Origin of the sequence: Paeniglutamicibacter sp. NPDC012692 (assembly GCF_042901625.1) — a bacterium.
GTDB lineage: Bacteria > Actinomycetota > Actinomycetes > Actinomycetales > Micrococcaceae > Paeniglutamicibacter.
Window position 1 is genome coordinate 75884 of record NZ_JBIBDE010000007.1, and the last position, 12099, is coordinate 87982.

Sequence of the window (12099 nt, forward strand, 5' to 3'; positions counted from 1 at the left end):
GGTTACTTGTTGTCGTCCGAGTCAAGCGCAACAACCAGCGTCTGCGTCTTGGACTCGGTCTGGATCTTCGACCAGATGTTCTTCTTTGCCTTCTTGCCCTTGACCTTCACCACGACCTGCTTGACCAGGCTGCGGTACTCGACCGTGGTGGTGACCTCGTACGTACCGACGCCCAACTTGGCCTTCTTCTTGCCATCCACGAGGGTGGTGCCGTCCTGCACAACGGTCAGGGTCTTGGAGACGACCTTGGCCTGCTTTCCGACCTTGACCTTCGGCGAGATCGTGGCCAGCTTGCCGGCATCAACGGTCTTGTTCTTGATGTCGCGGATGACAACTGTTGCCTTCGACTGCGCCTTCGACTGCGCCTTCGACTGCGCCTTGTGGGCCGTAGCTGCGACCGATTTGGGAGCCGGGGCTGCGGTGGCTACGGTGGCACCGCCCAAGACCAAGGACGACGCAGCAATGATGGCGGCAGCGGTGCGGCCAATACGATTCTTCATATTTCCCCTACTTTTAGGCCGGGGGTGCGGTTCCGGCTGGTTGGCTGTCTCGGGAATCATAAGCATTGCTCGATGGCAAAAACCAGCGACAATTCGGCATATGTAAACAAATTTTGCATATGTTTGGTTGCGCAACGGCAATCACCGGAACGTTTCTCAGGTGCTTGGATCCGGGCTCCTCGGCGGACCCGCGGTGTGCGGGATCGGTTGAGGATCCAGAGGCGAAGTAGCCCGTAAACTGCCCTAGGCCAGTGCCTTGAGCGCCGTGAGCATCTTGTTGACCGTGTTCATGTTTCTCGTTGTGACAAGGGACTTTGAAGCCACCTTTACGAAATGCCTGGCAAGCGGGCTGTCAAGGCTCTGTCCGCGGGGCACCTCCCAACAGATTCCGTGGGCGAGTTGGGCAACGCGTTCTTCATCTGAGGGTTCCGGCGCAGTCTCCAAGATGTTTGCCGCTTCTTCTTCGGACTCGGTCAAGACCAGATATTCATGACGCTGGATTCCGTCATTCGGAGGGACGAACGGGTAATTCTCGGCCAGGTATTCAAGCTGTGCGGTATCCTGCACGATTACACGGGTGCCGTACCCGTAAGCCGAGTTGATTGCAGCCTCGCAGGCCGTTTTCACGGCCGCGGGATCCGCCTCTTCGCTGGCAAGCACCACATTCCCGCTGGCCAAAAGAGTGCGAATCCGGGAAAACCCGGCCTGCTCCAGCAACGCGGTGAGGTCTTTCATGAGAATCTTGACGCCGCCGACGTTTACGCCGCGCAGGAAAACCGCATAGAAATACATGGTGCCAAGTCTGCGCCCCGCGGGGCGGGTACGGCAAGGCGCTTCGCGGCGTGTCCGTCCATTGCGCGGCGACGCGTGAAAACCCACGTCGGAGGATGGATCAAAGCGCGGTGCATGCAGTCTAAAATCTCATCATGACTACGCCCTTGCCCTATGGTTCCTGGCCCTCTCCAATCACCGCCGAACACGTCGCAGCCGGGACCACCCCGGTGGGCGGCGGCGACTTCGTGGGGGATGAGCTGTGGTGGCTCGAGGGCCGCCCCGCCGAAGGCGGGCGCCTGACGGTCGTGGCGCGCAGAGCCAGTACCGACGAGGCTCCGCGTGAAATCGTCGCGGACCCCTACAACGTCCGGAGCAGGGTCAACGAATACGGAGGGTCCGCGTGGGCCGCAATCCCCGTGGACGGCGCCCCGAAGCTGGTCTTCGCGAACTTCGCCGACCAGCGCGTCTATCTGGCCGGCGCGCACGGCGGTGCCCCGGTGCCGCTGACCCCGGAAAGCACGGGGGAGGGCGGCGACCCGCAATTGCGTTTCGCCGAGATCATCCCGGGCACCAACCCGGGCGAAGTGCTTGCCGTCTGCGAGGACCACCGCGAGGGGCTGCGCCGCTACATCGTCGCCATCCCGCTCGACGGCTCGGCGGCGGAAAACGCCGGCAGGCTCCGCGAGGTCACCCCGTCCTCCCGCTTTGTCGCCTGCCCGCGACTCAGCCCCGACGGAACCAAACTGAGCTGGATCTCCTGGGAGCACCCGCAAATGCCGTGGGATGGAACCGAACTCCACGTCGCGGGCCTTGTCGACGGACGCGTCGCCACCGAAGCCGTGTTGGCGGGATCCACCACCGAATCGGTGCTGCAGCCCGAATGGCTCACCGACGGCGAACTGGTCTTCGCCTCCGACCGCAGCGGCTGGTGGAACCTTTACGCACACACGCTGGAAACCGGCCAGCAACGGGCGCTGTGCACCCTCGAGGAAGAATTCGCGGGCCCGCTGTGGTCGCTGGGGCAGAGCTGGTACAAGGTCGAGAACGGGCACAGCCTGCTGGTGACCCACGGAACCCACGGCACCTCGCTGGCCCGCCTCGACATGGCCAGCGGGGAGCTGGCCGAACTTGGGCTGCCGTTCACCAGGATTTCCCCCTCGGCGCTGCGCGGAAACCAGTTGCTGGCAAACGCCACCTCGCTGGTGGAGGGCGACGGCCTGCGGCTGATCGACCTTGAGACGCGCGAGACGGAAAACGTCTCCCTTTCGCTCTCCGCGCTGCCCAGCCCCGAGGCGCTGCCGCACGCCCGCGCCATGGAGTTCGCCACCGCGGACGGGTCGCCGGTCTACGCCCACGTGTACAACCCGCGGCTGGGGGAACACTCCGGGCCCGCGGGGGAGAAGCCCCCGTTCGTCGCGTTCGTGCACGGCGGGCCGACCTCGCAGGCCTTCGCGCAGCTGTCGCTGTCGATCGCCTACTACACCTCGCGCGGCATCGGCGTGGTCGACGTGAACTACGGCGGCTCGACGGGCTTCGGGCGCGCATACCGCGAGCGGCTGCGCGGCCAGTGGGGAATCGTCGACGTGCAGGACACCGTGGCCGTCATGGAGGGGCTCGTCGCCGCGGGCCTGGCCGACGGCAACCGGCTGGCGATCGAGGGCGGTTCCGCCGGCGGCTGGACAGTGCTCAGCGCGCTGACCGACACCGACACATTCTCCGCCGGCATCTCCCGCTACGGGGTCTCGGACCTGGTCGGCCTGGTCACCGACACCCACGACTTCGAGTCCCGCTACATGGAATCCCTCGTCGGCCCCTACCCCGAGGCCGCCGAACTCTACGCGGAGCGCGCGCCGATCAACCACGTCGATGACATCACCTGCCCGGTGTTGCTCCTGCAGGGTGACGAGGACAAGGTGGTGCCGCCGGCCCAGTCGCAGGTCGTCGCCGACGCGCTCGCGGCCAACGGCGTGCCGCACGCCTACGTGCTCTACGCAGGCGAACAGCACGGCTTCCGCCGCGCGGAAACCATTGTCAACGCGCTGGAGACCTCGCTGGGCTTCTACGCGACGGTCTTCGGGTTCGACGCCGACGTCCCGTCGCTGGAACTGGGCCAGCAAGCGTCCTGAAACCCAAACGCGTGAGGCGCCGGACCCCTTGCGGGGTCCGGCGCCTCACGCGCTGTGTCGGGGATCTGCTAGTCGAGCACGGCTTCGCGCTCGGCGGCAAGCGCCGGGGCGGAGGTGTCGGTGACGCGCGGCGGGATCATCGACACGGCAAGGGCCGCAACCACGCCGACGATGGCGAAGAAGACGAAGTTGAACTGGAAGTTCATGCCGGTGGAGGCGATCCAGCCGCCGATGATCGGGCCGGAAATGGCGCCGAGCCGGGCGAAGGACAGCGCCCAGCCGGTGGCCGTGCCGCGCTGCGCGGCCGGGTAGTAGTCGGCGATGTAGCCGGTGAGCACCAGCGAGGTGGAGATCGAGCCGATGCCCGCGAAGGCCACGAAGCACAGGTTGACGAACATGGTGTTCGGGAACATCAGCAGCAGGATGCCGCCGGCGCCCAGCAGGTAGAAGATCACCAGGATCGGCTTCTGCCCGTACTTGTCGGCCATCCAGCCCAGGATCAGGCCGCCGACGGCGGAGGCCAGCGAGAAGACCAGCAGGAAGGTGAGCGAGGTGCCGAGGTCGTAGCCGGCCTTGCGCATGATCTGCGGCAGCCAGGTGTTCAGGCCGTAGACCAGCACCATGCCGCAGAAGAGCGAGATCCAGAAGAAGACCGTCGAGCGCAGGTACTTGCCGGAGAACATGGCGGCCATGACCTCGCGCCACGGAACCTTTGCGCCCGGCTTGGCCGGTGCCACGGGCTTGTAGTCGCGCACGTTGAGCTTCGCGGCAAGCGCCTTGGCCTCGGCGATCTTGCCCTTGGACACCAGGTACTCGAGGGACTCGGGGAGCATCCAGGCGACCAATGGCAGGATCAGCACCGGCAGGGCGCCGACGGCGATGACCCAGCGCCAGCCGAGGGTGGGCAGCAGCGCCATGGCGACCAGCGCCGAAGCCACGATGCCCAGCGAATAGCCGGAGTACATGATGCCGTAGTTCAGCGAACGCTTCTTCGGTGCGGAGTATTCGATGGTCAGCGCCGCGGCCACCGGGATGATGCCGCCCATGCCCAGGCCGCCGAGGAAGCGGAAGAGGCCGAACAGCTCCGGGGTGGGTGCCATGGCGGCTCCGGCCTGCGTGATGGTGAAGATGACCATGGACAGTAGCAGCATCTTGCGGCGGCCGATCACGTCGCTCAGGGTGCCGATGAATAGCGCGCCGAAGAGCATGCCCACCAGGGCGTAGGCGCCGAGGCCGCCGAGCTGCAGCGGGGTCAACGACCATTCCTTGTACTCGGCCAGTGCCGGCAGCACTGCGCCGAGCACGCCGACGTCATAGCCTTCGGCCAGGATGGCCAGCCAGCAGGCGAATAGCACAATGCCGGTGGTGCGCTTGGGGATGTTCCAGTCCGAAACCGTGGATGAGGGCGCCACGTGGTTCTCCTTGTGTGGAAGGGAAGAAAGGGGGGTGGTGGTGCGACGATCCCTAGTAGTATGTCGTTAAAGTGACGTGCGTAACAATAGCTGGATGGAGTTTTGTTAACGATGGACAGAAATGCGTCTGACATGGATCGGGATTCCGACGCCTCGATCGATGCCCTGGTGTCGGGGTTCCTCGCCGGCGGGCTGGCGGGCAATTCCCTGCAACGCACCATCGAATGGGTGGACACCGACGCCGCCGGCCACCAGCACAACTCGGTGATCCTGCGCTTTGTCGAGGCCGCCGAGGCAAAGCTCTTCCGCGAGCTGGGTCAGAACTCGTACTTCGGCATCGCGCCGCGCGTGCGCCACGAGACCGACTACCGTGCCAAGCTCTACTTCGGCCAGCCAGTCACCACCGCCGTGAAGATCGAGCACATCGGGACCAGCTCGATGGACTTCGCCTTCAGGGTGTGGGGGCACCCTCATGAGGGCCGCGGGGCGGTGCTTGCTGCCGAGGGGCGTTTCGTCACCGTGTGCGTGCCGTTGGGTGGCGAATCCTCCGCGCCGTGGCCGGAAGGCATCCGCGCGGCCCTGCGGGGGTAGCGTGCGTGCGGGTTACCTGGGGGAGGGGTTGCGCAACGTCTGCGAGGGCGCAATCCCGAAATGCCGCTTGTAGGCCTGCGCAAACCGCCCCAGGTGCCCGAATCCGCAACGTTCGGCAATGCTTGTCACGCTGTCGAAGCCAGGGTCCGCTTCGCTGAGCATTGCGTGGGCGCGGCGCAGGCGCGCCTCATGCAGCATCCGGGACGGGGTGGAGCCCAGCTCCCTGGCCAGGGCGACCTGAAGCGTTCGGATTGAAACACCGAGTGCCTCGGCGAGGTCGCCGACACTGAGATCCTCCCCGCTGTGTATTTCCAGGAGCTTGGAAAACGCCGAAACCAGGGTCGAATTCTTCGTGCCCGCTGCGGGGGCGTCCCACTGGGCAAGTGAAGCGGAAAAGTTCGACTTCACCGCCGTGAGCCAACGGGCCAGGACCATTTCCTCGTGCAGTCGCCGGGCGTATGGCGTCGGTGCGACCCCGGGGCTGTTGACCAGGTCGTGGTACTCGAAGACCGAGCGCATGAACGACTTGCCCGCCTGGTCGGAGAGGTCCATGCTGTTCGCCAACTTCAGCGGTCCCTCGAGCCTGGCTCCGTAGAGTGCCGCTGCTGCATCGTTGAGCAGCTCGCGCGGGGCGGTGACAATCAACTGCGGGGTCCCGGCCTGCCAGGTCATCGAAAAATCATGGTCGATCGGAGGGATCGTGGCCAGGTTGGGCGTCGACTCGACGGTCGACCCCGCACTGCGCATTTGCGCGCTTCCCGAAAGTGGCACCTGGACCATGTAAAACGTCTCAAGGGCGCCGGGGTCGATCCGCACGGCCGTCCCGTAATCCAGCAGGTGAACGCCGAAGCCAGCGCCGGATGAGCGCAGGTTCAATTTAACGTTCCCGCGCCCCGAAAGCGGCTGCAGCGTGTGCTCGCAAAAAAGCTCGCTGATGCGTTGCTGGGCCTCGTGCGGGTCGGGAGTCTGCAGCGTCGGCAGCGCGTCGAGCACGCGACCGGGCGAAGGCATGGCGGGCTGCTGGGTCAGCATCCAGAATGCTCCTTTGCTGTGCTCGCGCCCTGCGCGCATCGGATGAAAATTGCGCAAAGCGGATAGAGGCGGCCGCGCCCCGGGGAGTAGTTTCTTGTCAGGCCACCCATTATGACATGGGTCACAGGGAACTTGCGGGGAAGGAAAGCCATGAAATTGCTTCAGGATCGCGTCGTACTGCTCACCGGCGGAGCCACCAAGGTCGGCGCCGGGGTGGTGGGTTCGCTCATCGAGGCCGGAGCTCGGGTCATCGTCGTCGACATCGACGGGGTGGGCGGCGCCAAACTGCAGGAGCGCCACCCGGAAGTCGAATTCCACGCCGTGGACATCACCGACGACGCCGCCCTCGAAACCCTGGTCTCCGGCATCGAGTCCCGCCACGGCCGCCTCGACGGCCTGGTCAACCTTGCCTGCAGCTACCTGGACGAGGGCATCGAATCGAACCGAAGTGACTGGCTCACCGCGCTGAACATCAACGTCGTCTCGGCCGTGATGCTGGCCAGGCTGGTCCGCCCGCTGCTGGCCGCCTCGGGGCACGGGGCGATCGTCAACTTCACCTCTATCTCCTCCGGCGTCTCGCAGACCGGCCGCTGGCTCTACCCGGCCAGCAAGGCCACGCTGGTGCAGGTCACCCGTTCCATGGCCGCGGACCTCGCCGCCGACGGCATCCGGGTGAACTCGGTCAGCCCGGGCTGGACCTGGTCCAAGATCATGGACACGCTCTCCGGCGGGGACCTGGCCAAGACCGACTCCGTGGCGGCGCCCTTCCACCTGCTGGGCCGGGTCGGGCGCCCGGGGGAGGTCGGCGACGTGGTCGCGTTCCTGCTTTCGGACCGGACCTCGTTTGTCACGGGCGCCGACTGGGCAGTCGACGGCGGCTACTCCGCCATGGGGCCCGAGCGCAACGAGCCGGCCATCCCGCTGCTGTCGGCGAACTAGTTTTCACCTCCCACTCCCACACCATTACCAGCGAGAACAAGGAACCAGGATCATGACCCCACGCACCATCACCATTGTCGGCGCCGGACAGTCGGGCCTCCAGCTGGGCATCGGCCTGCTGGACGCCGGCTACGACGTCACCCTCGTCTCCAACCGCACCCCCGAGCAGATCCGCACCGGCTCCATCGCCTCCAGCCAGTGCATGTTCGATGCGGCGCTCGGGCACGAACGCGACCTGGGCCTGGACCTGTGGCCCGACGCCCCGATGGTCGAGGGCATTTCCTTCACCGTGGCGCCGCCGGAGGCGCCCGGCGTCAAGGCCATGAGCTGGGCGCACCGGCTCGACGCCCCGGCCCAGTCGATCGACCAGCGGGTCAAGTTCCCCGCGTTCATGGAGGTCTTCGAGGCCCGCGGCGGCACCCTGGTCTTCGAGGAAGCCGGCGTCGAGGAGCTCGAGCGCTACGCCGAGCGGAGCGACCTGGTCCTGGTTGCCGCGGGCAAGGGCGAGATCGCCGGGCTGTTCGAGCGCGACGCGGAGCGCAGCCACTATGCGGCCCCGCAGCGCGCGCTGGCGCTGACCTACGTGAACGGCATGAGGCCGCGCGAGGAATTCTCCGCGGTGAACTTCAACCTCATCCCGGGCGTCGGCGAGTACTTCGTCTTCCCCGCGCTGACCGTCACCGGCCCCTGCGACATCATGGTGTTCGAGGGCCTGCCCGGCTCCGACATGGACTCCTGGAAGGGATTGACCCCCCAGCAACACCTGGAGAACTCGCTGCGCATCCTCCACACCTACCTGCCGTGGGAGGCCGAACGCTGCGCCGACGTGACGCTCACGGACCCCAACGGCGTGCTGCAGGGACGCTTCCCCCCGACCGTCCGGCACCCGCTGGCAACGCTGCCCTCCGGAAAGACCGTGCTGGGCATGGCCGACGTGGTGGTGCTCAACGACCCGATCACCGGCCAGGGCTCCAACAACGCGGCCAAGTGCGCGGCAGCCTACCTCGAGGGAATCCTCGAACACGGCGAGCGCCCCTATGACGACGAGTTCAAGCAGGGCCTCTTCGAGGGCTACTGGGAGTACGCGCAGCACGTCGCGGCCTGGACCAACACCATGCTGGCCCCGCCGGCCCCGCACGCGCTGCAGCTGCTGGGCACCGCCCAGGGGAACCCGGAGATCGCCAAGCGCTTCGCCAACGGCTTCGACTACCCGCCGGACTTCGCCGGCTGGTTCATGAGCGAGGACGCCGCACACGACTACCTGGGCTCCTTCGACCCGGTGCACTAGCGCCGTCGGACCCCGCCACACGCCCCCCACACCACTGGAGTTTTCAATGCGAACCATCGCCATCGTCGGGGCCGGAGAATCCGGTGCCCAGCTAGCCCTCGCCCTGCAGCGCTCGGGCCACAGCGTTACCATGTTCTCCGACCGCTCGGCCCAGCAGATCCGCACCGGGTCGATCACCTCCAGCCAATGCGTCTTCTCCTCCTCCCTGCGGGTCCAGCAGCCGCTGGAAATCCCCGGGGCGAACACCGCGGACATGGGCATCACCGGGGTGCACATGAACATCGCAGGCGGCGAGGGGCGGGAGGCGATCGACTGGCAGGGCACTCTTGACCGCCCGGCGCTGTCGGTGGACCAGCGGGTCAAGTGCGCGCACTGGATCGAGACGTTCATCGGCCGCGGCGGGGACTTCCGCATCGAGAAGCTTTCGGTGCGCAGGCTCGAGGAGCTCGCTGCGCTCTTCGACCTGGTGGTGGTGGGAACCGGGAAGGGGGAACTGGGGCAGGTTTTTGCCACGGACCGGGCCAAGTCGCCCTTCGACCGCCCGCCGCGGGCCGTGGCGGTCACTTACGTGTTGCCCGCGCACGGCCCGGGGGAAGAGGACGATGCATCAAGGATCAGGATGAACATCGTGCCGGGGGTCGGCGAGTTCTTCACCTTCCCGGGGCTGGGCACCGAGGGACCGTGCCAGATGATGGTCTTCGAGGGCATCCCGGGAGGCCCGATGGACTGCTGGGACTCGGTCAACACGGCCGAGGAGCATCTGGCCATGTCGCTGGGGATCCTGCGCGAACACTTCCCCCACGAGTACCCGCGCTTCGCCGGTTCGGTGCTCAACGACCCCGGCGCCGTGCTGCGCGGCCGCATCACCCCGGTGGTCCGCTCCGCGGTGGGGACGCTGCCCGGCGGCCGGGTTGTCATGGGCATGGGCGACGCGATCATGCTCAACGACCCGCTCACCGGCCAGGGGTCCAACAACGCGACGCTGGCCGCGGACCACTATGCCCGGGCCATCGATGCGCGCGGGGACGGGGACTTCGACTCCGAGTGGATGCTGCGCACCTTCGACGAGTTCTGGCGCGGCTGGGGACAGTTCTCCACGGTGTGGACCAACTCCATGCTGCGCGAACGCAAGCCCTGGCAGCTTGAGGTGCTCGCGGCGGCCCAAAACCACGAATCCCTGGCCACCGCGTTGGCCAACGGGTTCGACGACCCGCGCACGCTCTTCCCCTGGTGGTTCGAGCCCGAGGAGGCCGCCGCGTTCATGGAGCGCGCAGTGGCGGAGGAGGGCGCGGCGTTCGACCTGCGCGATTTCCGCTCCACGCTGGGCCAGTTCGCCACGGGTGTCACCGTGGTGACAACGCGGACCCCGCAGGGCGCCAAGGTGGGCATGACCGCCAACTCCTTCACCTCCGTGTCGATGGATCCGCCGCTGGTGCTCTGGTGCCCCAGCAAGTTCGCGCCGTCGCTTGACGACTTCGAGGCTTCCACGCACTTCGCCATCAACGTGCTCGAGTCCTCCCAGCACGTGCTCTCGCGCCAGTTCGCGACCCCGGCGGAGGACAAATTCGCCGGCGTGGACTGCGCCGAGGGGATCGCCGGGGTGCCGCTGCTCGAGGGGGCCGTCGCCACCTTCCAGTGCCGGACCGTCGCCAGGCACGAGGCCGGAGACCACGTGATCTACGTGGGCGAGGTGGAGAAGTACTCCCGGATCGAGGGGGATCCGCTGGTCTTCCACGCGGGGGCGTACCACCGGACGGCCCTGCACCCGGACTTCAGCTAAGCGAGAGGGACACATGGAAACCGACTACGTCGTCATTGGATCGGGCATCAACTCCCTGGTCGCCGCGGCCGAACTGGCGCGCAGCGGGGCTGCAGTGGTGCTGCTGGAGGAGCACGATCGGCTCGGCGGGTTCATCGACTCGGGGGAACTGACGGTCCCGGGCTTCATCCACGACACCTTCTCCTCCTGGCATCCGCTGTTCGTCTCCGGCGGTGCCTACGCCGAGCTGGGCCAGGAATTGCACGATCGCGGCCTGCGCTACCGCAACACCGAGGACGCCAACACACCCTGGGTGTGCGCGAGCATCGGCACCGATGCGCGGGGGAAGACCACCGCCGTCTACGCCCAGCGTGACCCCGGGGCCACGGCCGAGGCCTTCGAACATGCGGAGGACCGCGCGGCGTATGCGCGCATGCTGGAGGACTTCGGGAAACAGGCGCCCGTCATCTTCGGTGCGCTGGGCAGCGAGATGAACCTGCCCAACGCCGCGAAGCTCGGCTTCAAGACGGTGCGCCTTGGAATGGGCAGGGCCCAGCAACTGGTGCGGCAGGGGCTGATGAGCGGGCGCAACCTGACCCGCGCCACCTTCACCGGGACCGAGGCCGACCAGCTCTGGGCGCCCTGGCTGCTGCACGCGGGGCTCGGCCCCGAGCAGGCGAGCGGCGGCGTCATGCTCCCCGTGATGGCGGCCAGCATGCACCAATTCGGCCTGCCCGTCGTGCAGGGCGGGGCCGCGCAATTCGTCGCGGCCTTCGAATCGCTGCTCACGGACCACGGTGTGGTGATCCGCAAAAACACCCGCGCGCAGGGCGTGGTCGTCGCGGGCGGCCGTGCGGCGGCGGTTCGCACCGCCGCCGAGACCTTCACCGCGCGCAAGGGGATCCTCGCCTCCGTCTCGGTGCCTCAGCTCTACAACGAACTGCTCGAGCCCGCCGCGGTGCCGGAGGAAACCCGTGCCGAGGTCCGCGCCCACCGGCCGGGCCGCGCGGCCATGCAGATACACGTTGCGCTTTCCGGCCCCGTGCCGTGGAGCGACGCTCGCCTGGCCCGGACCCCGCTGATCCACATTTCCACGGGCTCCGACTCAACGGCCATTGCCTGCGCCCAGGCGGAGGCCGGCCTGCTTCCGGCCAACCCGACCATCGTGGTGGGCCAGCAATGCGTGCTCGATCCGTCGCGCGCACCGGAGGGCCAGGCGACGCTCTGGCTGCAGCTGCAGGAGCTCCCTTTCGAACCCGTCGGGGATGCCGCCGGGGAACTGGACACCAGCGCCGGCTGGGACGAGCAACTCACGGACGAGTTCATCCACAGGGTGCTGGGCAAGATCGAGCAACACGCCCCGGGCCTCGGGGAACTGGTGCTCGGCATCAAGGCGTTCAACCCGCGGCAGCTGAGCCGCTCGAACAGGAACGCCGTGGCAGGCGACCCCTACGGGGGAGCCGCCGAGCTGCACCAAAACCTGGTGTGGCGCCCGCTGCCGCGGCTCGGCAAGGGGCGCTCGCCGGTCAAGGACCTCTGGCACATCGGGGCGGCGACGCATCCGGGCCCGGGCCTGGGTGGCGGCTCCGGGCACCTGGTGGCCCAGCGGCTCATCCGGAGCGCCGGGAAGTCCAAGCGGCGCTGATCCGACATGCGAGAAGGGTCTTTTGCTGGTCCT

At 67.2% G+C, this 12099-nt stretch carries 10 protein-coding genes; 6 read left to right on the forward strand and 4 right to left on the reverse strand.

Annotated features, from left to right (window positions below; translation table 11 throughout):
• Nucleotides 1-2: 2 nt before the first annotated feature.
• A complete protein-coding gene (locus tag ACFY5D_RS19575; protein ID WP_387533803.1) occupies nucleotides 3-500 on the reverse strand; it encodes a hypothetical protein in 498 nt (165 codons plus the stop codon).
• A 243-nt stretch (nucleotides 501-743) separates the two neighbouring features.
• Nucleotides 744-1379 (reverse strand): DUF1697 domain-containing protein, encoded by a 636-nt coding sequence (locus ACFY5D_RS19580; protein ID WP_387533805.1) that lies wholly within the window; start codon nucleotides 1377-1379, stop codon nucleotides 744-746.
• Between the two features lie 47 nt (nucleotides 1380-1426).
• Between ACFY5D_RS19580 and ACFY5D_RS19585 the strand changes: the two genes are divergently transcribed.
• Entirely contained in the window at nucleotides 1427-3400 is a 1974-nt protein-coding gene (locus ACFY5D_RS19585) for a prolyl oligopeptidase family serine peptidase (RefSeq protein WP_387533807.1), read from the forward strand.
• A 68-nt stretch (nucleotides 3401-3468) separates the two neighbouring features.
• Here the strand turns inward: ACFY5D_RS19585 and ACFY5D_RS19590 are convergent, their stop codons facing one another.
• Nucleotides 3469-4812: an MFS transporter gene (locus ACFY5D_RS19590; protein WP_387533809.1), complete on the reverse strand. Its 1344-nt coding sequence runs from the start codon at nucleotides 4810-4812 to the stop codon at nucleotides 3469-3471.
• A gap of 132 nt (nucleotides 4813-4944) precedes the next feature.
• Between ACFY5D_RS19590 and ACFY5D_RS19595 the strand changes: the two genes are divergently transcribed.
• A complete protein-coding gene (locus ACFY5D_RS19595) occupies nucleotides 4945-5403 on the forward strand; it encodes an acyl-CoA thioesterase (RefSeq protein ID WP_387533811.1) in 459 nt (152 codons plus the stop codon).
• Between the two features lie 12 nt (nucleotides 5404-5415).
• On the opposite strand, the gene ACFY5D_RS19600 is transcribed toward ACFY5D_RS19595, so the two are convergent.
• Nucleotides 5416-6435, reverse strand: coding sequence for an AraC family transcriptional regulator (locus ACFY5D_RS19600; RefSeq protein WP_387533813.1), 1020 nt, complete (start codon nucleotides 6433-6435; stop codon nucleotides 5416-5418).
• Between the two features lie 150 nt (nucleotides 6436-6585).
• Here ACFY5D_RS19600 and ACFY5D_RS19605 point away from each other — a divergent pair, with 150 nt between their 5' ends.
• The 4 genes from ACFY5D_RS19605 to ACFY5D_RS19620 are packed head-to-tail and all read left to right on the forward strand — an operon-like array spanning nucleotide 6586 to nucleotide 12066.
• The gene (locus ACFY5D_RS19605) at nucleotides 6586-7374 is read left to right on the forward strand and encodes an SDR family oxidoreductase (RefSeq protein ID WP_387533815.1); all 789 of its coding nucleotides are present in this window, start codon (nucleotides 6586-6588) and stop codon (nucleotides 7372-7374) included.
• Nucleotides 7375-7426: 52 nt separating this feature from the next.
• The gene (locus ACFY5D_RS19610) at nucleotides 7427-8662 is read left to right on the forward strand and encodes a styrene monooxygenase/indole monooxygenase family protein (RefSeq protein WP_387533816.1); all 1236 of its coding nucleotides are present in this window, start codon (nucleotides 7427-7429) and stop codon (nucleotides 8660-8662) included.
• Between the two features lie 46 nt (nucleotides 8663-8708).
• A complete protein-coding gene (locus tag ACFY5D_RS19615; RefSeq protein ID WP_387533817.1) occupies nucleotides 8709-10442 on the forward strand; it encodes a flavin reductase in 1734 nt (577 codons plus the stop codon).
• A gap of 13 nt (nucleotides 10443-10455) precedes the next feature.
• The gene (locus ACFY5D_RS19620) at nucleotides 10456-12066 is read left to right on the forward strand and encodes a phytoene desaturase family protein (protein WP_387533819.1); all 1611 of its coding nucleotides are present in this window, start codon (nucleotides 10456-10458) and stop codon (nucleotides 12064-12066) included.
• Nucleotides 12067-12099 lie beyond the last annotated feature (33 nt).

What these genes read in the sequence shown, in the direction of transcription:
- ACFY5D_RS19585 (WP_387533807.1), top strand. Translation starts at nt 1,427, where the DNA reads ATGACTACGCCCTTGCCCTATGGTTCCTGGCCCTCTCCAATCACCGCC.
- ACFY5D_RS19600 (WP_387533813.1), bottom strand. Translation starts at nt 6,435, where the DNA reads ATGCTGACCCAGCAGCCCGCCATGCCTTCGCCCGGTCGCGTGCTCGAC.
- ACFY5D_RS19620 (WP_387533819.1), top strand. Translation starts at nt 10,456, where the DNA reads ATGGAAACCGACTACGTCGTCATTGGATCGGGCATCAACTCCCTGGTC.
- ACFY5D_RS19595 (WP_387533811.1), top strand. Translation starts at nt 4,945, where the DNA reads ATGGATCGGGATTCCGACGCCTCGATCGATGCCCTGGTGTCGGGGTTC.
- ACFY5D_RS19615 (WP_387533817.1), top strand. Translation starts at nt 8,709, where the DNA reads ATGCGAACCATCGCCATCGTCGGGGCCGGAGAATCCGGTGCCCAGCTA.
- ACFY5D_RS19605 (WP_387533815.1), top strand. Translation starts at nt 6,586, where the DNA reads ATGAAATTGCTTCAGGATCGCGTCGTACTGCTCACCGGCGGAGCCACC.
- ACFY5D_RS19575 (WP_387533803.1), bottom strand. Translation starts at nt 500, where the DNA reads ATGAAGAATCGTATTGGCCGCACCGCTGCCGCCATCATTGCTGCGTCG.
- ACFY5D_RS19610 (WP_387533816.1), top strand. Translation starts at nt 7,427, where the DNA reads ATGACCCCACGCACCATCACCATTGTCGGCGCCGGACAGTCGGGCCTC.